General features: G+C 48.9%; 21 protein-coding genes and 1 riboswitch. All 21 genes read left to right on the top strand.

Annotated features, from left to right (window positions below; genetic code table 11):
* The first annotated feature begins 495 nt into the window (after positions 1–495).
* Positions 496–2,352: a carbohydrate binding domain-containing protein gene (locus T497_RS16605; protein WP_051530627.1), complete on the top strand. Its 1,857-nt coding sequence runs from the start codon at positions 496–498 to the stop codon at positions 2,350–2,352.
* Positions 2,353–2,526: 174 nt separating this feature from the next.
* A complete protein-coding gene (gene cbiD / locus T497_RS0110600; protein ID WP_028515597.1) occupies positions 2,527–3,654 on the top strand; it encodes a cobalt-precorrin-5B (C(1))-methyltransferase CbiD in 1,128 nt (375 codons plus the stop codon).
* Position 3,655: 1 nt separating this feature from the next.
* Entirely contained in the window at positions 3,656–4,411 is a 756-nt protein-coding gene (gene cobM / locus T497_RS0110595) for a precorrin-4 C(11)-methyltransferase (RefSeq protein ID WP_028515596.1), read from the top strand.
* Complete coding sequence (locus tag T497_RS0110590) at positions 4,411–5,442, top strand: cobalt-precorrin 5A hydrolase (protein WP_028515595.1); 1,032 nt, start codon at positions 4,411–4,413, stop codon at positions 5,440–5,442. The genes cobM and T497_RS0110590 overlap by 1 nt, the downstream gene beginning before the upstream one ends.
* Complete coding sequence (cobJ, locus tag T497_RS0110585; RefSeq protein ID WP_028515594.1) at positions 5,442–6,164, top strand: precorrin-3B C(17)-methyltransferase; 723 nt, start codon at positions 5,442–5,444, stop codon at positions 6,162–6,164. Before T497_RS0110590 ends, cobJ begins: the two co-directional genes overlap by 1 nt.
* Positions 6,157–6,900: a precorrin-6A reductase gene (gene cobK, locus T497_RS0110580; protein WP_028515593.1), complete on the top strand. Its 744-nt coding sequence runs from the start codon at positions 6,157–6,159 to the stop codon at positions 6,898–6,900. Before cobJ ends, cobK begins: the two co-directional genes overlap by 8 nt.
* Positions 6,897–8,087: a precorrin-6Y C5,15-methyltransferase (decarboxylating) subunit CbiT gene (gene cbiT, locus T497_RS0110575; RefSeq protein WP_028515592.1), complete on the top strand. Its 1,191-nt coding sequence runs from the start codon at positions 6,897–6,899 to the stop codon at positions 8,085–8,087. Before cobK ends, cbiT begins: the two co-directional genes overlap by 4 nt.
* A complete protein-coding gene (locus T497_RS0110570) occupies positions 8,084–9,421 on the top strand; it encodes a cobyrinate a,c-diamide synthase (RefSeq protein WP_028515591.1) in 1,338 nt (445 codons plus the stop codon). The genes cbiT and T497_RS0110570 overlap by 4 nt, the downstream gene beginning before the upstream one ends.
* Positions 9,405–10,454 (top strand): nicotinate-nucleotide--dimethylbenzimidazole phosphoribosyltransferase, encoded by a 1,050-nt coding sequence (gene cobT / locus T497_RS0110565; protein WP_028515590.1) that lies wholly within the window; start codon positions 9,405–9,407, stop codon positions 10,452–10,454. The genes T497_RS0110570 and cobT overlap by 17 nt, the downstream gene beginning before the upstream one ends.
* Complete coding sequence (locus tag T497_RS0110560) at positions 10,451–10,972, top strand: bifunctional adenosylcobinamide kinase/adenosylcobinamide-phosphate guanylyltransferase (RefSeq protein WP_028515589.1); 522 nt, start codon at positions 10,451–10,453, stop codon at positions 10,970–10,972. Before cobT ends, T497_RS0110560 begins: the two co-directional genes overlap by 4 nt.
* A complete protein-coding gene (gene cobS / locus T497_RS0110555) occupies positions 10,966–11,730 on the top strand; it encodes an adenosylcobinamide-GDP ribazoletransferase (protein WP_028515588.1) in 765 nt (254 codons plus the stop codon). Before T497_RS0110560 ends, cobS begins: the two co-directional genes overlap by 7 nt.
* Positions 11,727–12,287 carry a histidine phosphatase family protein gene (locus T497_RS0110550; protein ID WP_028515587.1) on the top strand — a complete coding sequence of 187 codons (561 nt, stop codon included), beginning with the start codon at positions 11,727–11,729 and terminating at the stop codon, positions 12,285–12,287. Before cobS ends, T497_RS0110550 begins: the two co-directional genes overlap by 4 nt.
* Positions 12,284–13,249 (top strand): adenosylcobinamide-phosphate synthase CbiB, encoded by a 966-nt coding sequence (gene cbiB / locus T497_RS0110545; RefSeq protein WP_028515586.1) that lies wholly within the window; start codon positions 12,284–12,286, stop codon positions 13,247–13,249. Before T497_RS0110550 ends, cbiB begins: the two co-directional genes overlap by 4 nt.
* Positions 13,246–14,280 (top strand): threonine-phosphate decarboxylase CobD, encoded by a 1,035-nt coding sequence (cobD, locus tag T497_RS0110540; protein WP_028515585.1) that lies wholly within the window; start codon positions 13,246–13,248, stop codon positions 14,278–14,280. Before cbiB ends, cobD begins: the two co-directional genes overlap by 4 nt.
* On the top strand, positions 14,273–15,742 hold the full coding sequence (locus T497_RS0110535) for a cobyric acid synthase (RefSeq protein WP_028515584.1): 1,470 nt from the start codon (positions 14,273–14,275) through the stop codon (positions 15,740–15,742). Before cobD ends, T497_RS0110535 begins: the two co-directional genes overlap by 8 nt.
* Positions 15,739–16,380 (top strand): precorrin-8X methylmutase, encoded by a 642-nt coding sequence (locus T497_RS0110530; RefSeq protein WP_028515583.1) that lies wholly within the window; start codon positions 15,739–15,741, stop codon positions 16,378–16,380. The genes T497_RS0110535 and T497_RS0110530 overlap by 4 nt, the downstream gene beginning before the upstream one ends.
* Positions 16,381–16,459: 79 nt before the next feature.
* Positions 16,460–16,653: riboswitch (cobalamin riboswitch) on the top strand.
* 132 nt (positions 16,654–16,785) lie between these two features.
* On the top strand, positions 16,786–17,826 hold the full coding sequence (locus tag T497_RS0110525) for a sirohydrochlorin cobaltochelatase (protein ID WP_028515582.1): 1,041 nt from the start codon (positions 16,786–16,788) through the stop codon (positions 17,824–17,826).
* A gap of 55 nt (positions 17,827–17,881) precedes the next feature.
* A complete protein-coding gene (locus T497_RS0110520) occupies positions 17,882–18,802 on the top strand; it encodes a hypothetical protein (protein WP_028515581.1) in 921 nt (306 codons plus the stop codon).
* Complete coding sequence (locus T497_RS0110515; protein ID WP_028515580.1) at positions 18,799–19,923, top strand: ABC transporter substrate-binding protein; 1,125 nt, start codon at positions 18,799–18,801, stop codon at positions 19,921–19,923. Before T497_RS0110520 ends, T497_RS0110515 begins: the two co-directional genes overlap by 4 nt.
* 9 nt (positions 19,924–19,932) lie before the next feature.
* Positions 19,933–20,955, top strand: a complete 1,023-nt coding sequence (locus T497_RS0110510) for an iron chelate uptake ABC transporter family permease subunit (RefSeq protein ID WP_028515579.1) — start codon at positions 19,933–19,935, stop codon at positions 20,953–20,955.
* Positions 20,952–22,052: an ABC transporter ATP-binding protein gene (locus T497_RS0110505; protein WP_028515578.1), complete on the top strand. Its 1,101-nt coding sequence runs from the start codon at positions 20,952–20,954 to the stop codon at positions 22,050–22,052. The genes T497_RS0110510 and T497_RS0110505 overlap by 4 nt, the downstream gene beginning before the upstream one ends.
* Positions 22,053–22,107 lie beyond the last annotated feature (55 nt).

Genomic DNA, 22,107 nt, shown 5'->3' with positions numbered 1-22,107 from the left:
TGAAAGTTTTAGGGAGAGAGTTTGAGAGAAGCCCCTTTTTCAAAAGGGGTTCTCTCAATAATAAGCATAAAACTTCTGTATAAGCACTATGGTTAGCGGGCACTTTTTTCAGTATTATTACAGCTTCAATATGAGCGTTAGCATTTGACCGCACTTATTCTGCCTGAAATTCGGCATTTGTGATATGCGTAATCAATTCAAAAAAGGGACATAGTTCATGTAAGCGGTAAAGTTTTGCGAGGAAAGTAAGTAGATTAATAGTAAAATAAAGTACTGAATAGTAAAATGAAGTACACTGCAAGTTGAACAATACGTACTATATATGCTATTGTATTTTACAAGTTGATGTATATAATGCTGTAAAATATACATTTTGTCCACCTTTCTATCATATTTTGAGTTGATAATCATATTCTTATATGATATTATATTAGTATAGGCTGAATAGCCTAAAAGATATAAAACAGGGGAATATTAAATTAGGAGGAATACTTAATGAAAAGAACAAACAAATTCAAACGCGCATTGACCGGTTTGATGACCTGTTCAATGCTATGGACTTCGTTTGCCAGTCTGCCTATAAAACAGGCAGCCGATGCGGCAAGCACAGACGTTAAACTCTGGGGCGATTCAAACTGCGATCAGCAGGTAGACTTCGCAGATATCGTCCTGATCATGCAGTGCCTTGCAAATCCTGACAAATACGGCGTCGGCAAGGACGGCGGTATTACAGAACAGGGTATGGCAAACGGCGACGTAAGCAACAGCGGTGACGGTATCACAAATATGGACGCTCTTGCTATACAGAAATACCTGCTGGGACTTATCAAGGAACTTCCCGAGAGCATAGCTCAGGGAAATACCGATCCTGTTTCAACAACTACAACAACTACTCCGACAACAACTTCAACTACCACTAAGTCTACAACGACTACTACAGAAACAACAACAACAACAACCACATCTACGACTTCCACCACAACAACCACTACGACCACAACGACAACAACAACAACTACTACTGTTCCTTCAATTGACACCAAAAAGGAGTCATTTGAATCAGGCGAAAACGGCTGGGAAGGAAGAGGCGGCGCTTCTGTAGCTTCTGAGAGCGACCACTTCTACTCAGGCAGCAAGTCTGTAAAAGTTTCAGGCAGATCGGCTGCATGGAACGGTATCAACTACGTACTCGGAAGCGAGTTCAAGCCCGGCGGTACATACAGCTTCTCGGCAGCAGTAATGCAGCCTACTGACTCGGCTCAGGAGATGAAGCTCCAGCTCCAGTACAAGGACTCTTCCAATGAGGCAGTTTATGTCAACATTGCTAAGGCTGATGCTGAGGGCAAGAAGTGGACAAAGCTTGAGAATACATCATTTACTATCCCTGAGGACGCAAATGAGCCTATATTATATATCGAGTCAACTGAAGGAACATTCAATTTCTATGTTGATGACGTTCAGTTCGCAGCCGAGGGCGTAAAATCTACAGTTACAACAGGCGGCGGTACAGTCGGCGAAATAAAGGTAAGCAACTTCAAATACAATGCAAATCCACAGTATAAGGCAGCGCCTGACAGCTACTTCAAGCAGCCTGCAAAACACGGTACTGTTGTCAAGGAAAACTACAACGGTATCAACGGCAACAAGAATATGTACGTATATCTTCCATATGGCTATGACAAGTCCAAGAAGTACAACGTATTCTACCTCATGCACGGCGGCGGAGAGAGCGAGGAGACCTGCTTCAACGACAATAACATCAATATCGACATCATGCTTGATAACATGATCGCAAACGGCGATATAGAGCCGATGATCGTTGTAACTCCAACATTCAACAAGGCTCCAAGTGCTGACGGCGTTTGGGAGGAAATGCGCAAGTCTATAATTCCTTACGTTGAAAACAAGTACTCCACATATGCAAACGGAAATATATCTATTGAAGGCCTTAAAGCATCAAGATATCACCGTGCATACGGCGGATTCTCAATGGGCGGCGGCTCAACATGGGCAAACTTCAATAATAACCTCGATATTATTGCATACTTCATGCCTCTGTCAGGTCACTGCTGGGACGGCGCAGGCAAGGTCCTCAATTCAGCAAGAAAATCAGGCTTCAAGAAGAATGAGTACTTTGTATTTGCTGCAACAGGTACCAAAGACATCGCATACGGCAATATGGTGCCGATGATAAACGAGCTGAAGAAGAATACAGATGTGTTCACATACACAGCCGATTTCTCAAAGGGTAACCTTTACTTCCTCGAAGCAAATGGCAATGTACACTGGTGGCCGCAGGTTCGTCATTACATCTATGACGCTCTGCCATACTTCTTCCATGAGAACCAGTAATTAAACGCTTTTTAAGCAATAAAAACTCCCTGAGTGATTCAGGGAGTTTTTTTATACGAAAAATATCTCAAATCATATTACTTATCCAATAGAAGCTTTGTATCCGATTATGATTGACTTAACAGTTATAATATGGTAAAATAAAAACATAATTAATTCAACGGGAGGTGCGGCATGGAAGAAAGATTCATATACTGCGGTACAAAGAAAATGCGCTGCGGCTACACAACGGGCTCCTGTGCCGCGGCTGCTGCAAAGGCTGCCGCAGAGGCGCTTCTCACAGGACAGAAAGTGAAGTACGCAGATATACTTCTTCCGAAAGGCGAGCGTCTGCGGCTTGAAATATCCGATTGTACAATAAACGGTAAAACAGCCTCCTGCACTGTTATAAAGGACAGCGGCGACGATCCCGATATCACCAATGGTATCGAGATAATTGCGGAGGTCTCGCTTATTGACAGCGGTGTGGAGATAATCGGCGGAAAGGGTGTAGGTACAGTCACGAAGGCAGGACTTGACCAGCCTGTGGGAGCGGCAGCTATAAACTCCGTACCGCGAAAAATGATAGCACAGTCCGTGAATGACGCCGCAGAAATGCAGGAATACCGCGGCGGCTTCAGAGTCGTCATATCTGTTCCGAAGGGGGAGGAGTTGGCGAAAAAGACCTTCAATCCCCGTATCGGTATAGTGGGCGGTATATCCATAATCGGAACTACGGGGATAGTCGAGCCCATGAGCAGCTCCGCCCTGATAGAAACTATCCGCACAGAGGCGAATATCCGCCGAAAAGAGGGCAGAAGCGTTCTTGTGCTTACGGTGGGAAACTACAGCGAGAGGTTCGTATCCGAAAAGCTGCCGCAGCTCAGCGAGCAGTGTGTCATGTGCAGTAATTTTATAGGCGACGCTATCGACATCGGAATAACACTTGGGTTTAAGAATATCCTGATATACGGTCATATCGGCAAGCTGGTCAAGCTGGGCTCTGGTATCATGAACACCCATTCCTCCTATGCTGACGGCAGAATGGAAACTCTTATTGCCTGCGGAGCTCTTGCAGGTCTGGATAACAATCTGCTTTGCAGGCTAAGCGACTGCGCAACAACTGACGCAGCCCTTGATATCCTTTATGAGAGCGGTCAGGAGCAGAAGCTCCTTGATATACTTACGGAGCGTATCCACGGTTATTTACAGGCAAGAGCCAAGGGAGAAGCTAAAGTGGGCGCGGTGATATTCTCCTATCAGCACGATATGCTTCTGAAAACGCAATACGCAGACGAGATACTTGATTTGGCGGTGAAATGATATGGTACACTTTGTTGGCGCAGGCAGCGGTGCGGCTGACCTTATAACCATGCGCGGAAAGAAGCTCCTTGAAGAAGCTGACGTTGTGATATATGCAGGCTCTCTTGTAAATCCCCAATTATTGGACTATACAAAGAGCGGCTGTGAGACACATAACAGTGCTGTAATGACTCTCGACGAGGTCATTGCCGTTATGGAAAAAGCCGAAAACAGCGGCAATACCACAGTCCGTCTCCACACGGGAGATCCCTGTGTGTATGGGGCTGTCCGCGAGCAGATGGACAGGCTTGACAGACTGGGTATCGGCTATGATGTGTGTCCGGGGGTAAGCTCATTCTGCGGAGCAGCGGCGGCTCTGAAAGCTGAATATACTCTCCCTGACGTGTCACAGACCGTTATTCTCACGCGAATGGCAGGACGAACCCCTGTCCCCGAAAAAGAAAGCATAGAGAGCCTTGCCGCTCACCATGCGACTATGGTGATATTCCTCAGTACGGGAATGCTGGCGGAGCTTTCCGAAAGGCTCATAAAAGGCGGATACAGTGCCGAAACTCCTGCGGCGATAGTGTACAAGGCAACATGGGAAGATGAAAAGATATGCCGCTGTACAGTAGGCAGTCTCGCGGAGACTGCCGAAAAAAACGGAATAACCAAAACAGCACTCATAACAGTAGGTGACTTCCTCGGCGACGTCCGCTCTTTATCGAAGCTGTACTCAGCTGACTTCGAGACAGAGTTCCGAAAGGCAAGCAAGTGATGAAAGCCGCTGTTATCTCCATTTCGGAAAAGGGCAGGGAGCTTTCCCTGCGTATCAAAAAAAGCGCCGATTTTATAGCCGTTGAACGCTTTTGTATCCGCAGTTATTCGGATTTTGGTTCGAGGTGCTTTGAGGATATCGGCGGACTTGTTTCGGATATATGGGACAAATATGACGCAATTGTTTTTATCTGCGCCGGCGGAATTGCTGTGAGGGCGATAGCTCCCCATATAAAATCAAAAACCACCGATCCTGCGGTGATAGTCATTGATGAGGGCGGACGTTTCGTTATCCCCATACTTTCGGGACATATCGGCGGCGCTAATGCCCTTGCTGTTCGTCTTTCGGAGCTTCTTGGCGCACAGGCGGCAGTTACCACGGCAACTGATATCGGCGGACATTTTTCCCCTGACAGCTTCGCTGCTGCAAACGGACTTATCATAACCGACTTGAACGGGGCAAAAGCCGTTGCTTCGGCAGTTCTAAGCGGCGAAAGGATAGGACTTCTCAGTGATTATGAATGTATAAATATCCCCGAAGAGATAACGACGGAACCAGACTGCAATATCGGTCTGTACATCGGAACTGAGGATAAAACTCCCTTTCCTGTAACGCTGAAGCTTGTGCCTAAAAACATCATTCTCGGTATCGGCTGCAAGCGCGGAACAGATTTCACGGCTATCGATATTTTAGTCCGTATGTCGCTTCATAATGCGGATATCCCTATGGAGCGCGTTGCGGAAATTGCCACTATTGACATAAAAAAAGACGAGAATGGACTGCTTCAATTCTGTGAAAAATACGGCTTGGAGCTCCGCACATATGCAGCGCAGGAGCTTATGGAGACAGAGGGCGATTTCAGCTCCTCGCTTTTCGTGAAAAAGGTCACGGGAGTTGACAACGTATGTGAGCGCAGCGCCGTGAAATGCGGCGGCGGCAGGCTGATAATTCGGAAAAAAGCGGCAAACGGAGTAACTGTAGCTGCCGCAGAAAAGCCGATTATACTTGATTTTGAAAGGAAGATACTGTAATGCTTTACGTTGTGGGAATTGGTGCAGGCAGCCGCGACGGCATGACAATAGCCGCAGAAAAGGCTATAATCAGCAGCGAATTGATAGTGGGCTACACTAAATATGTGGAGCTGCTCAGGGAGCATTTCCCCGAGAAAAAATACAGTTCAACAGGCATGAAGCAGGAGCGTGAGCGTGTGGGATTTGCGCTGAAAGAAGCCGCTGACAAGACAGTTTCCCTTGTTTGCAGCGGCGATCCTCAGCTCTATGGCATGGCAGGGCTTGCTTACGAGCTCAGTGGGAGCTATCCCGATGTTGAAATCAAAGTCGTTTCAGGAGTTACGGCGGCATTCAGCGGCGGAGCAGTCCTCGGTTCTCCTCTTACGCATGATTTCGCGGTTATAAGCCTTTCAGATCTGCTCACTCCTGCGGAAAAGATACGCAAACGCCTTGAGTGTGCGGCGGAGTGCGATATGGTGATAGTCCTCTACAATCCGTCCTCAAAAAGCCGTTCCGACTATCTGCAAAAAGCCTGCGATATTGTACTTAAATATCGCTCGGGAGACACGGTCTGCGGCTATGTGCGCAACATCGGCAGGGAAGGCGAGGAGAGCCGAATCATGACGCTTGCAGAGCTTCGCAATACTGCTGTGGATATGTTCACGACTGTGTATATCGGCAGCTCAGAGACCAAGGTAATAGGCGGAAAAATGGTGACTCCGAGGGGCTACAGAAATGTGTAAGCTGCTCATATTCGGCGGAACTACCGAGGGGCGGCTTCTTGCCGAGCACTGTTCAAAAAGCGGAATATCAGCCGATGTTTCGGTAGCTACGGAGTACGGTGCGGAGCTTCTACCCGAGGACGTGAATGTCCTCTGCGGAAGACTTGAAACCGATGAGATGACAGCGCTGATTCTGAAAAACGGATATATCATGGTCGTGGACGCGACTCACCCATACGCTGTTGAAGCTACAAAAAATATTAAAGCCGCCTGCGAAGCTGCTGATGTGAAGTATCTGCGGCTTCTGCGGAAAAGCTCGGTGTGCTGCGGAAAAACGGTCAGCAATATGGCTGAACTGACAGAGCTTCTCAACAGTACCGAGGGAACTGTACTCAGTACACTCGGCAGCAAGGCATTGCCTGAGCTGACAAAGTTAAGAGATTACCGCGAAAGGCTTTGGATACGGGTTCTGCCCTCGGAAAAAATACTGGAGCAATGCCGCGAATCGGGCTTCGATACGGCGAAGGTCATACAGGAAAAAGGTCCGTTTACCACGGCACAGAACATTGCTCACCTGCAAATGAGCGGCGCGAGTATACTTGTCACAAAGGAGAGCGGCGAGACTGGTGGATACTCAGAAAAAGCCGAAGCTGCGCGAATATGCGGCGTGAAAATGATTACACTGACACGGCCTGCCGAGTCTGGGCACAGCCTTGAGGAGATAATCAACATCATCGAAAAGGAGCTGAAAAAATGAAAGTTTACATAGTGGGAACAGGTGTGAACGGCGGTGATTCGCTGACCAAGGAGGCTGAGGCTGCTATAGCCGAAGCCGAGCTGCTCATCGGCGCGGAGCGTATGCTCAGTCCGTTCAAGGATTCGGGGAAAGAACTGTTTTGCAGCTATATACCGCAGGATATCGCCGCGAAGCTCCGCGCCTGTGACTGCGGCTGCGCCGCAGTGCTGATGTCAGGAGACTGCGGATTTTTCAGCGGAGCTAAAAAGCTCCTGCCCTTGCTTGAGGAGCACGATGTACAGATAGTTGCAGGTATCTCATCAGCGGCTTATTTCTGCGGAAAACTTGGACTTTCGTATGAGAAAATGAAGTTCGTGACTCTCCACGGGCACAGCTCCAATATCGCCATAAATGTCAAGCTGAATCAGCTTTGCTTTTTCCTGCTGGGCGGCGATATTACGGCAGCTGAGGTGTGCCGTCGGCTTTGCAGCTACGGCATGGGCGATGTAACGGTACACGTCGGCGCTGACCTCGGTTATCCCACAGAGCGCATAATATCGGGCAGAGCCGAGAATCTTACCGACTGCGATATATGTGGACTTGCAGTCATGATAACTGAAAATGTTGACGCTCTGCGGCATATCCCGACTGCAATAAACGATGATGTATTTCTGCGTGAAAAGATCCCTATGACTAAGTCGGAAGTGCGCTGCATTGCCGTTTCGCGGCTTGATATAGAGTTCGATTCTGTTGTTTGGGACATCGGCTGCGGCACGGGCTCGGTGTCCGTTGAAGCCGCCTATCGCTGCCCTGACGGGCGAGTTTATGCCTTTGATAAAAAAGCCGAGGCGGCGGAGCTAACTGCAAAAAACGCCCGTGTTTTCGGCTGTGACAATGTAATCATCAGCGAGGGGAGCTGTCCCGAATCTCTTGAAAACGTGCAGGCGCCTGACAAGGTGTTTATAGGCGGCAGTTCGGGAAATATGGACGGAATTTTTAACGCAATATACGCTAAAAATCCAAAAGCAGACATAGTTGTTACGGCTGTTTCGCTGGAAACTCTTAACGAAGCTGTAAAATGCTTTGAGAGATATGGAACTTCGCCTGAGATAACGCAGATAGCTGCTGCTCGAACTGAAAAAATAGGCACCCACACTATGTTTAAAGCTCAGAATCCCGTGTTTATCATAAGCGGAGGTCTGGCATGAGGCGCTTCATTATCGGCGGTACTAACAGCGGCTGCGGAAAGACTACTGTCACCTGTGCTGTTCTTGCTGCGCTGAAAAAACGCGGTCTAAGCGTTGCCGCTTTCAAGTGCGGTCCCGATTACATCGACACCATGTTTCATCGCAAGGTCATTGGCGTAGGATCCCATAATCTGGACAGCTTTTTCTGCGGCAGGGATACGCTTCTGCATCTGCTGGACGAATACGGAAAAGGCATTGATATCGCCGTTATAGAGGGAGTTATGGGCTTCTATGACGGCACAGTTGGCAGCGCGCATTCGGTCTCGGAGCTTACGGAAACTCCTGCGGTCATAGTTATAGACTGCAAGGGCATGAGTGACTCAATAGGCGCGGTAATGAGCGGATTTCTCCGCTATCGTCCCAACAGGATAGCAGGCTTTATTTTCAACCGCCTGCCCGAGAAGCTTATTCCTCTTGCGGAACGTCTTTGCACGGAGCTTGGCACGGTGTATTTCGGCTGTCTGCCTAAAAATGATATCACCATTGAGAGCCGTCATCTCGGACTTGTGACGTCTGATGAAATAGCCGATATTCAGGAGAAACTGAGCTCTCTTGGCGTCCTTGCGGAGAAGTATATTTGCTTGGATAAGCTTATGAATATCGTTGATTCACCGATTCCCGAATATAAAGCTCCCGAGATACCGCATTTTTCTGAAGCTCCGACCATAGCTGCTGCGCAGGACAGCGCATTCTGCTTTATTTACCGTGAAAACATCGAGCTCCTTGAAAAAATGGGCTGTAAAATCGTTTATTTCTCGCCAATTTCGGATAAAGCTGTCCCAAAGGCTGACGGACTTCTCCTTTACGGGGGGTATCCTGAACTTTACGCCGCGGAGCTTTCCGCTAACAGCTCCATGCTGGAAAGCATAAAAAGCTCCATAAACAGCGGTATCCCCACGATTGCAGAGTGCGGCGGATTCATGTATTTGCATAAAAAGCTCACCGACAAGAACGGCAATTCCTACGCTATGGCAGGAGTTCTTGACGGGGAGGTATTTCCAACATCGCGGTTACAGCGCTTCGGCTACATTACCATGACAGCCAAGTCTGACAGTCTGCTCTGCGGCTGCGGAGATACTATCCGTGCTCATGAGTTCCACTACTTTGACAGCTTGGACTGCGGAAACGGCTTTACTGCCGAAAAGACCGACGGGAGAACGTGGGATTGCTGCCATGTAAGCAGCAGTCTTTACGCCGGATTTCCGCATATCAATTTCTATTCTGATATAAGGCTTGCGGAGCGTTTCGTAAGGGCTTGTATCGCATTCGGAGATAAAAATGGACAGGATAAATAATATCGTCCCTGCTGACAGAGCTGCATATATTGCGGCAAAGTCGCGGTGGGACAGCATTGCCAAGCCTCTCGGCAGCTTTGGTTTGCTTGAAGAGATGATACAGAGTATCGCAGCGGTTCAGGGCAGTCCCGACGTTGATATTTCGGTTAGAACGGCTGTTGTGATGTGCGGTGACCACGGCGTTGTCAGCGAGGGCGTTACTCAGTGCGGACAGGAGGTCACAGCTGAGTGCGCTAAGGCGATAGCCGAGGGGCGCTCCAATATTAACGCAGTTGCAGAAGCTTTCAACGCTCAGGTGATTGCTGTTGATGTGGGGATATCCGTCGGCGTGAATTGCCCCGATCTTGTCGATCGCAAGGTTGTTTACGGCACTGATAATATTACATCAGGAGCCGCTATGACTGCCGAGGAGACTGGATCTGCCATTGTAATCGGAATTGACACAGTGAAAGAGCTTTCAGAGCACGGCACGAAAATCATCGTTACAGGAGAAATGGGTATCGGCAACACGACTTCCACAGCTGCCATTGCTTCAGTGCTTCTGGGACTTCCGCCTGAGCAGGTCACAGGCAGGGGGGCAGGTCTTTCCACCGAGGGCTTGCAGAGAAAAATCGAAGCCGTAAAACGCGCGATAGAAGTCAACAAGCCCGATAAAAACAAGCCCTTTGAGCTCCTGCAAAAGCTTGGCGGAGCTGAAATTGCCGCAATGACGGGGATTTTTCTCGGAGGAGCCTATTACCATGTCCCTGTTATTATAGACGGCGTGATTTCGGCAGCTGCGGCGGCTATCGCCTGTGGAATGAATCAGCTGTGCCGTGAATATATGCTGGCGAGCCACTGCTCGGAAGAACCCGCAGGAGAGGGGCTTCTTGCTTACTGCGGACTGAAAGCCCCCATAAATGCAGGGCTTCGTCTTGGCGAGGGTACAGGCGGAGTATTGCTCCTGCCGCTTCTTGACGGTGCGCTGGCTCTGTACAGGAACTCACACAGATTTGACGAAACTAATATAGAAAGGTACGCTGAGCTTACATGACAACTCTGGTGACAGGCGGTTCAAAGTGTGGAAAATCCAGCTTTGCAGAACGCATACTGGACGGATTCTGCGGAAAAAAGGTCTATATCGCCACCATGCAGCCCTTCGGCGAGGAGGCTTTTGAAACTATTGACCGCCACCGAAAAATGCGCGGGCAAAAAGGCTTTGAAACAGTTGAAAAATATACGGATATAGGCGAAATATCGCTGCCTGTCAACTGCGCTGTGCTTCTTGAATGTGTAGGGAATCTCTGCGCAAATGAGATGTTCTCGGAGACTGAGATATGCTATCCTGCCGATAAGATTATCAGCGGTATAAAAAGGCTCTCGGAGTTTTCAGAAAAGCTTGTCATCGTTTCCAATCAGGTAGGCAGCGACGGTATCGATTATGCTGAGGGAACTGCCGAATATATACGTCTGCTTGGCGAGGTAAACAGGCGTATAGCCGAATTTGCCGACAACGTTATCGAGTGCGTTTACGGCGTACCTATCGTTCTGAAAGGGGAGATACCATGCTGAGGTCACTTTGCTCGGCTTTTCTCATGTATTCGCGCATACCTGTGCCAAAGGTGGAATGGAAAGAGGAAAATCGCCGCTATGCTCTCGGCTTCTTTCCGCTTGTGGGAGCCGTCACCGGCGGACTTCTGATACTGTGGCGGATAGTCTGCAACTGGCTTGATATCGGGCAGTTCCTCTTTGCGGCAGCAGCCGTTTTTCTCCCTGTACTTGTGACCGGAGGTATACACCTTGACGGCTTCTGCGACGTCTGTGACGCACGGGCTTCATACGCCGACAAAGCAAAGCGGCTTGAGATAATGTCCGATCCGCATATCGGTTCATTCGCTGTAATAAAGCTCTGTCTCTATCTCATTTTGCAGACCGCGCTTTTTTCGCAGATTGAAGAAATTGAAACGACTGGTGTTGCAGCCTGCGGCTATGTGCTTTCGCGTGCTCTCAGCGGACTGACCGCAGTTACCTTTAAATCGGCAAAAAGCGAGGGAACGCTTCAGAGCTTTGTACGTCCGTCACACAAAAAGGCGACCTGTGTGATGCTGGGAGTTTTCATCGCTTTAAGCGCCGTTACTTCGGCGGCTATACAGCCTGCTCAAGGCTTATCAGCGGCTGCGGCGGCTGTCCTTGTACTTTTATGGCACAGGTACTCTGCATATCGGGATTTCGGCGGCATTACAGGAGACCTTTGCGGCTGGTTTCTGCAAATGTGTGAGATAGCCATTCTGGCGGCGGCAGTTTTAGCGGAAAGGCTGTGTGTACTGTGAAGATACTGTTTTTTCGCCACGGTCTTACCGCTGGAAATCTTGAAAAGCGCTACATCGGCAGAACTGATGAACCGCTTTGTGCTGAGGGAATGGCTCAGCTAAAAACAATGAAGCTGCCGCAATGTGAAACTGTCGTTTGCAGCCCCATGAAGCGCTGTATTCAGACCGCGGAGATACTGTTCCCAAACCGCAAATACATTATCGAAAATGAACTTCGAGAGTGCGATTTCGGCGATTTTGAGGGCAAGAACTATATCGAACTCTCAAATGATACATATTATCAGAAGTGGATCGACAGCGGCGGTAGTCTGCCATTTCCAAATGGCGAAGCTCCTTTGGGTTTTCGCAGACGATGTGCCGAAGCCTTTGAAGATACCATAAAAAACTGCGCTGATTCGGCTTCAATCGCATTTGTCGTTCACGGCGGAACTATAATGTCGATTCTCGAAAAATTTGCTGTCCCACACGGAGATTACTTTGACTTTCAGTGTGAAAACGGTCACGGATACCTTTGTGACTGGGACGGAAATACACTTATCATCACGGAGAAAATATGAAAATCTTACTACCTGCACTGCCTGTAATACTGGGCTTTCTGCTGGACTGCGCCGTGGGCGATCCCTATAATATCCCACACCCCATAAAACTCATCGGCAGGCTCATCGGCACACTGGAAAAGCTTGTCCGCAAGCGCATGAAAAACCTGAGACTTGGCGGCGTTATTCTCGGAATGACGGTGATACTGCTGTCGACAGCTGTGCCCCTTGCACTGCTGCTGGTTTGCTACCATTTCAGCCTTATCGTCGGCATTGTAGCTGAGACAGTGCTGTGCTGTTATATGCTGGCGGCGAGGTGCCTTTGCAGGGAGAGCATGAAGGTCTGCCGAGCCGCAGAATCGGGGGATACAGAGGCGGCACGAAAGGCTGTGTCCATGATAGTCGGACGTGATACGGCAGTCCTTGACCGTGACGGCATTATCAGAGCTGCTGTCGAGACTGTTGCCGAGAATACATCCGACGGCGTGACAGCGCCGCTTTTTTACATGGGGCTTGGCGGAGTTGTGGGAGCTTTTTTCTACAAGTCCGTGAACACAATGGATTCCATGATAGGATATAAGGACGAAAAATTCGCAGATATAGGGCGGTTTGCTGCGAAGCTCGACGATGTTCTGAACTATATCCCGTCCCGTCTGACGGCGTTTTTTATGGTAATTGCAGCTCCCATTTCAGGGCTTGACGGACGCAATGCTTTCCGTATATGGAGACGTGACAGACGCAATCACGCAAGTCCAAATTCCGCCCAGACTGAGTCTGCCTGCGCAGGAGCGCTTCATCTGCGGCTTGCAGGCGACGCATGGTACTTCGGAAAGCTCCACAAAAAGCCATATATCGGCGACGATGACCGTCCCGTGGAGCCTGCGGACATTCGACGCGCAAATAAACTTATGTACGTGACCTCGGTGTTCATGCTGATTATCTCAGCCGCCGCAAGGTGCATTATTTTTGGAGGACTTCTATGATACAGCAGCATGGCGGAAATTTTGGACAGCTCCGCGATATACTTGATTTTTCGGCGAATATCAATCCGCTTGGAGTTCCTGAGAGCGTGAAAAGAGCAATTGCCGAAAGTATTGACTGCGCTGAAAAATACCCCGATCCGTGCTGTGCGGAGCTCCGCGGAAAACTTGCGGAGCACGAAAGTATAAGTGCGGAAAATATTGTCTGCGGAAACGGCGCCGACGACCTTATTTTTCGCATTGTTCATGCATTTAAGCCGAAAAAGGCTATGGTCTGCGCTCCCACATTTACCGAGTACAGCCGTGCACTGGCGGAGGTCGGCTGTGAAGTATTGGTGCATATTCTCGCTGAAAGTAGGGATTTTGAGCTCGGAGAGGATATTCTCCAGAAGCTCGACAGCTCCCTCGATATGTGTTTTATCTGTACTCCGAACAATCCGTCGGGACGGCTTGCAGCTCCCGAAATACTGGCAAATATTGCAGAGAAGTGCAGGGATAATAATGTGATCCTTGTTTGTGATGAGTGCTTCATGGGATTTGTCGAGGACAGTGAAAGCTACAGCCTGCGGCAGTTTATGAATGGGAACTGCATAATTCTCAAAGCCTTTACAAAGCTTTTTGCAATGGCTGGAATAAGGCTTGGCTATGCTGTCTGCGGAAGTTCGCACATAGCCGAAATGATACAGCAGAGCGGTCAGTTCTGGAGCGTTTCGGCTCTTGCTCAGACGGCAGGTATTGCCGCTCTTGATGAAACGGACTACGTCCGCAAAACTGTCAGATACATCACGGAGGAACGCAGATTTCTTGCCGCTGAGCTTTCAAAAATCGGAGTAAAGGTGTACAGCGGCACTGCAAATTTTCTCCTTTTCAAGAGCAGGAGAGGACTTGCGGAGGAGCTTCTTTCACAGGGGATACTTATCCGTGACTGTACTAATTTCAACGGACTGACTGAGGGCTTTTACCGTGTTGCAGTCCGAACTCATGAGGAAAATATCAGGCTCATCACCGTACTGAGGAGGTGCTTGAATGGCTAAAAACATAATGCTTCAGGGCACCATGTCCAACGTTGGAAAGAGCTTTCTGACTGCCGCTCTTTGCAGGATTTTTCGGCAGGACGGTTACTCCGTAGCGCCTTTCAAATCCCAGAATATGGCGCTTAATTCCTTTATAACTCCCGACGGAGCGGAGATAGGCAGAGCGCAGGCTCTGCAAGCGGAAGCCGCAGGGATAGAGCCCTCGGCGCTGATGAATCCCATACTTTTGAAGCCTACCACTGATGTGGGCTCGCAGGTCATAGTCAACGGAAGGGTTCGCGGAAATATGCGTGCCGCAGATTATTTCCGCCGCAAAAAGGAGCTTATCCCCGATATTATGACGGCTTACAATGAGCTTGCAAGTCAGCACGATATCATTGTCATTGAGGGTGCAGGAAGTCCCGCAGAGCTCAATCTAAAGGCTGATGACATCGTGAACATGGGGCTGGCGGAGCTTGTGAAGTCTCCCGTGCTTCTTGTGGGAGATATTGACCGCGGAGGCGTTTTTGCTCAGCTTATCGGCACATTGGAGCTTCTTGAAAACAGCGAGCGCGACAAGGTAAAGGGACTTGTTGTGAATAAGTTCCGCGGCGATATATCGCTGTTTCACGACGGTATAGATATACTGGAACAGCGCTCCCGTAAAAAAGTTGCAGGAGTAGTACCTTACATAAAATGCGATATTGAGGACGAGGACAGCCTGTCAGATAAGCTCAATTCGAAGTCTTCTGAGGGAGTTATCGACATTGCGGTGATACATCTGCCGAAGATATCAAACTTCACCGACTTTGACGTTTTCGGGCAGTACGACGGCGTTTCTGTCAGATATGTCTCAAAAGCGGCGGAGCTTGGGACTCCCGATATGATAATTATCCCCGGTACGAAAAGTACCATTGCCGACATGGAATGGCTCAGACAAAGCAGGCTTGCCGACAGAATAAAGGACTGCTTCAAGGCAGGTGTTCCAGTTTTCGGCATATGCGGCGGCTATCAGATAATGGGCAGAACTATTTCCGATACGGTTGGCAGCGAATGCGGCGGAAGTATCAGCGGTCTGGGGCTCCTTGACTGTGCTACAGAGTTTACTGCCGAGAAGTGTCAGACTCAGACAAAAGGCAGATTCTGCCATATCGAGGGCTTTTTCTCGTGCCTTTCGGGAGCTGAATTCTACGGCTATGAAGTCCATATGGGAGTTACTGATGACTTGGGAAAAGCTCTTACCACACAGGGCGGCAGCTTCTTCGGAAACGCCGCAGGCTGCTATGTACACGGCATATTTGACAGTGCCGAGGTCTCGGGCAGGCTTGTCAGGGCACTGTATCAGCGCAGAGGTCTGACCTACAGCGGAGAAGCTGTTGACAGGCGGAAATACAGGAATATGCAGCTTGACCTGCTTGCCTATAATGTGAGAAAAAATCTCGATATGGAGCTTATTTATCGTATCATTGAGGAGGGTGTATGAATTTAGAATATGTGCTGCCGTCGGACATCGAAAGACGCAGCTTTGAGATAATCGAGAGCGAGCTTGAAGCTCCTATTCCCGAAAACATCAAGCCCATAGTCATACGCGCAATTCATACAACTGCTGACTTTGACTACGCAAAGAATCTGTATTTTTCCGAGGGAGCTGTTGATACAGCACTGGAAGTCCTCGAAAAGGGCGCGGTCATAGTCACCGATACAAATATGGCAAAGGCAGGCATAAACAAAGCCGCTCTTGCCCGTCACGGCTGCGATTGTATGTGCTTCATGGCTGATGAGGACATTGCCGAGACTGCAAAGCGCGAGGGTACAACAAGGGCGGCAGCTTCTGTTGACAAGGCTGCGAAGCTTGGCAAGCCAGTGATATACGCCGTAGGCAACGCTCCTACGGCACTTGTGCGGCTTTGCGAGCATATAGAAAAAGGCGACTTTGTCCCTGAGCTTATAATCGGCGCTCCTGTAGGCTTTGTCAATGTGGTGCAGTCAAAGGAAATGCTCATAGCATTGGGAGTGCCCTGTATAGTTGCAAAAGGCAGAAAAGGCGGCAGCAATGTAGCTGCGGCGATATGCAACGCTTTGCTTTATATGCTTGACAACAAAAAAGGCTTCAAAAAGTGAGTTCCGATTGTCGCAAACGTATAAAATACGCGGAATACTTGCATTTTTTGACCTGTTCTGCTATAATTGTTATTGTTCAAAATTTAATAAAGCAAACGGTGCTTTTCTCTGAGCTTTCAGACGAAAAGTTAAAAGGGAAACAGGTCAGAATCCTGTGCGATCTCGTCACTGTAATTGCGGAGCGGTATACGAATATAGTCACTGAGCGATCGGGAAGGCTGTATGCCGTGTTGATGCATAAGTCAGGAAACCTGCCGTTTGTTGGTACAAGACCGAAAGGTCAGGTCACGAGGTATTGATCGTACTGTTTGCAGGCTCTTAAATGAGTCTGTTTGCAATGCCTTCTGATAAATCAGAAGGTTTTTTCGTTATGCGGTCATGCCTTTCAGAGAAAGGAAGATCTATATGAAAAAATCACTGGCATTCTTAATGGGACTTACTGTTGTCGCTTCTGCACTTACAGGCTGCGGCGGCGCTAAGAGCTCATCTGAGAGCAAGGAGTCAGCAACATCTGCTACAGAAGCAACTACAGCTGCTGATACTACTGAAGCTACAACAGCTGCCGAGACAACTACTGAGGCTGCTGAAGAGGACGAGGAAGAGAACTACGACACAGGCGACGCTTCACTTGACAATCCGAGAAATCAGGACGAGATAGGCGAGAATGAGCTTCTCGTGCTCAGCTTCGGTACAAGCTTCAATGACAGCCGCCGTCTTACAATAGGCGCTATCGAGGACGCTCTTGAAAAGGCATTCCCTGATTACTCAGTACGCCGCGGCTTCACAGCAAACATAATCATCGACCACGTTAAGCGCCGTGACAACGAGGTTATCGACGATGTCAAGGAGGCTCTTGACAGAGCACAGAAGAACGGCGTAAAGACTCTTGTTGTTCAGCCTACACACCTTATGGACGGTCTTGAATACAACGACATCGTTAATGAGATAGCAAGCTATTCCGACGCTTTCGACAAGGTAGTCATCGGTAAGCCGCTTCTTACAACAGACGACGACTTCAAGCGCGTTGAGAACGCTATCGTTGACTGGACTAAGGATTACGACGACGGAAAAACAGCTATCTGCTTCATGGGACACGGTACAGAGGCTGAGTCAAACAGCGTTTACGCAAAAATGCAGGATATGCTCACAGCTGACGGTCACACAAACTATTTCGTAGGCACAGTTGAGGCTTCACCTTCTGTTGAGGACGTTCTTAAAAAGGTAAAGGAAGGCGGATATGAGAAGGTAGTTCTTGAACCTCTCATGGTAGTTGCAGGCGACCATGCAAACAACGACATGGCAGGCGATGACGAGGATTCATGGAAGTCCATTTTCGAGGCTGAGGGCTTCAAGGTAGAGTGTCTGCTGAGAGGACTCGGCGAAAACGAGGATATCAGAAAGCTCTATGTTGAACACGCTCAGGCAGCAGTTGATTCCATAAAGTAAACAGCATAACGGGCGAACATTGTTCGCCCGAAAATTTTATTTACAGGAGAAAAACATGAAAAAAAGAATAATCGCACTTTCAGTTTTGACTATGCTTGTACTCGCTTCATGCGGTACAAAGAAAGACAGCTCACAGCAGAGCAGTACATCTGCGACAACAGCTCCGCAGACCACTGCCGCGACAACTGCTGAAACCATAACAGAAGCAACAACCGAGCACGTTACGGCAGCTCAGAACGAAGTCGGATTCGAGGGCATGACAGAGGTAAATATCAACGAGCTGAACATGGGCAACTATAATGTGTCGGTTGATTCAAGCTCGTCTATGTTCAAGATAGCAGGATGTATACTTCACGTCAGCGACCACGATATGATAGCCGATATAATCATCGACAGCAAGTCCTACGACGCTCTTTTCATGGGCACTGAGGACGAGGCAAAGAACGCCGCTGAGTCCGACCGTATAACATATACCACAAACGAAAAGGGACAGTCGGTTTTCACTGTTCCAGTAGAAGCTCTCGACAAGGAGATACAGTGCGCTGCACTCAGCGCCAAGAAGCAGGAATGGTACGGACGCACACTGGTATTCCGTGCGGATTCACTTCCGGATACAGCATTTAAGGAGGCAAGATACGCAACTGCCGAGTCGCTGAAGCTTGAGGACGGCGAGTACATCATCGACGTAAAGCTTGAGGGCGGTTCAGGCAAGGCTTCCGTGGAGTCTCCTGCAAAGCTGACCGTAAAGGACGGCAAAGCAACAGCTAAAATAGTATGGAGCAGTGACAAGTACGATAAAATGGTAGTTAATTACCTTGAATACACTCCCGAGATAGCTGACGGTCATTCCGTTTTTGAGATACCTGTAGGCGGCTTCGACTACAGAATGCACATAGAGGCTGAGACAACCGCAATGAGCGAGCCTCATATGATAGAATATACGCTGTATTTTGATTCATCAACAATAAAGAAATGAAACGATTTGTATCAGTCCTGACAGTCACAGTCCTGCTGTTTTGCACGGGCTGCTCGAAAAAGGCAGCCCCTGCCGAACTTGATATTGCAGGCAGCATGGAGTTGAAATACGCTGAGCAGTTCAGCGTTGACTACTGCGAAAACGGCTGCTCAGTGGTAACTATCGGCGATGATAAATTCCTTGTAGTCCCCGAGGGGACAGCAGTTCCCGATGATACATCGGGTATGACCGTTATACAGCAGCCTGTGGAGAATATCTACGTTGCGGCTTCTTCGGCTATGGACTTATTTGATGGCATTGAAAAGCTTGACGAGGTAAAAATGACATCCACTGCCGAAAACGGCTGGAGTCTGCCGCATATCCAGGACGCCATTGATTCGGGAAAGATAAAATACATCGGCAAGTACAGTTCTCCTGATTACGAGAGCCTTGTTGCCGACAAATGCGGACTTGCAATCGAGTCCACCATGATATACCATACTCCCGAGGTCAAGGAGCAGCTTGAATCCTTTGATATACCCGTACTTGTTGAGCGTTCAAGCTATGAGACTCACCCTCTTGGGCGAATGGAATGGATAAAGCTCTACGGACTTCTCACAGGGGATTACAGCTCAGCGGAGCAGCTTTTTACTGAGAAAACAAAGGCTTTCGAGGAGCTTTCCGTATCCGATATCCCCGAAGCCGAGCGCAAAACTGCCGCATTTTTCTACATCACCTCCGGCGGCTATGTCAGCATACGCAAGCCTGGGGACTACGTTTCAAAGATGATAGACCTTGCAGGGGGACGGTATATCTTCACTGCCGACGACCTGAACATCGACGACAACGCTCTGTCCACCATGAATATCCAGACCGAGACCTTTTACGATATCGCTCACGACGCAGATATCCTCATCTACAACAGCACTATTGACGGGGAGCTCGAAACAGCAGACCAGCTCATCGAAAAGAGCAGTATTCTTGCGGATTTCAAGGCTGTCAGGAACGGCAATGTGTGGTGTACTGGACAGAATATGTTCCAGCAGACTACAGGTGCGGCTGATATGATATGCGACCTCAACAAAGTATTCACAGGCACTCCCACAAATACCGAGCTTACCTACCTTCACAGACTTGAATGAGGTGATACAATGACTAAAAAAAGAGCCCTGCGCTGGACTTCAGGCTTCACAGCACTTCTGATAATGGCGGCTGTTTTCTTTGTTCTGGAGCTTATCAGCGGAACTACCGAGCTGACAGTTTCCGAAGTTTTTTCAGCTCTTTCAGAGGATAATTCTGCCGCACATACCATAGTTGCGGACATACGTCTGCCGAGAGCAATTGCCGCGGCACTTCTTGGCGGAGCTCTTTCAGTATCGGGCTTTTTATTGCAGAGCTTTTTCAACAATCCCATTGCAGGTCCCTATGTGCTGGGTATATCATCGGGAGCTAAGCTGACAGTGGCACTTTCCATGATGTTCGCAATGCAGAACGGCATAATGCTGAACTCAGCCGCAATGGTGGGGGCGGCATTCGTGGGCTCGCTTCTTTCTATGGGAGCGATACTGCTTCTCTCGGGCAGGGTAAAGAACATGGCACAGCTCATAATCGCAGGCGTCATGATAGGCTATATATGCTCCGCAGTCACAGAGCTTGCCGTTACCTTTGCCGACGACGCAAATATAGTGAACCTCCACAACTGGTCGCAGGGCAGTTTTTCGGGCATAAATATGGACAATGTAAAGGTCATCGCAGTTATCGTGCTGACGGCTTCTGCGGCGGCATTTATGCTGTCGAAGCCCATGAGCGCCTATCAGCTCGGCGAGAGCTACGCTAAGAATATGGGCATTGACCTGAGACTTTTCAGACTGGCACTGATACTCCTTTCAAGCATACTTTCCGCCTGTGTTACGGCTTTTGCAGGACCTGTATCCTTTGTGGGCATAGCAGTGCCACACCTTGTAAAGACAGCTTTCGGCACCGCAAAGCCTATCATAGTTATCCCTGCTTCATTCATCGGCGGAGCTGTTTTCTGCCTTATGTGTGACCTTATAGCACGTATGCTGTTCGCTCCCGTGGAGCTGAGTATCAGCACTATCACAGCAGTTTTCGGCGCTCCCATTGTCATTGCGGCAATGCTGAGCCGCCGCAGTCAGAAACGAGGTGCAGTATGAGCGAAAAGGTACTTACTGCAAAAGCCCTGTCTGTAGGCTATGGCAGGAAAGTCATAGTTGACGGGCTGGATATCGAGGTTTGTGCAGGAGAGATACTCACTATAATCGGACCAAACGGAGCAGGCAAATCCACAGTTCTCAGGAGTATCGCCTCACAGCTGCCCCTTCTTGGCGGAGCTGTCCGCATAAACGATACCGACATCACTGCCATGAGCCTTAACGAAATTGCAAAGAAACTGTCAGTGTGCTTCACTGACAGGATATCCGCCGAAAAAATGACCTGCGAGGATATAGTTTCCACGGGGCGTTATCCTTACACAGGCAGGCTCGGCATCCTTTCCGATAAAGACAGAAAAACAGTGCGTGAGGCTATGGAGCTGACAGGCGTTACGTACCTTGCCGATACTGATATACGCTGCATAAGCGACGGTCAGCGACAGACCGTAATGCTTGCCAGAGCTATCGCACAGGAGCCGCAGGTGCTCATTCTTGACGAGCCCACTTCATTCCTTGATATCAACAACAAGCTGCGGCTTCTGAGCATACTAAAGGAGCTTGTCCGCAGCCGAAATATAGCCGTTGTACAGACTCTCCACGAGCTTGACTTAGCACAGCGCTTTTCCGACAAGATACTCTGCATTGCTCACGGCAAAGCCGACAGAACAGGCACTCCCGAGGAGATATTCAGCGGCAGCTATATAAGCGAATTGTATGATATAAGCTGCGGCTCATTCGATAATCTGTTCGGTACTGCCGAAGCACAGCCCAGAGAGGGGGAGCCGCAGATCTTTGTCATTGGCGGAGGCGGCAGCGGTCTCCCAGTATACAGGCGTTTGCAGCGGCAGGGCATTCCCTTTGCGGCAGGAGTTATCCACGAAAATGATGTTGAATACAATGCTGCAAAAAGCCTTGCATCAGTGCTCATAACAGAAAAAGCCTTTGAGCCGATAGGGGAGGAAAGTCTTACAAAAGCTCTGTCCGTAATGCAGAAATGCCGTCAGGTCATTTGCTGCGTGGAGAGCTTCGGCACTATGAATATGGGCAATAAAACGCTGCTTGAAAAAGCAGTGAGCATGGGGCTTCTTATAAAATCATAGAATAATACAATAAATCCTGTATTCGGAATTGCTGCTGGATACAGGATCTTCTTTA

This window comes from Ruminococcus flavefaciens MA2007 (assembly GCF_000621845.1).
Lineage (GTDB): Bacteria > Bacillota > Clostridia > Oscillospirales > Ruminococcaceae > Ruminococcus > Ruminococcus flavefaciens_E.
The sequence above is the reverse complement of the archived record's forward strand: the minus strand, read 5'-3'. Positions and strand labels throughout refer to the sequence as shown.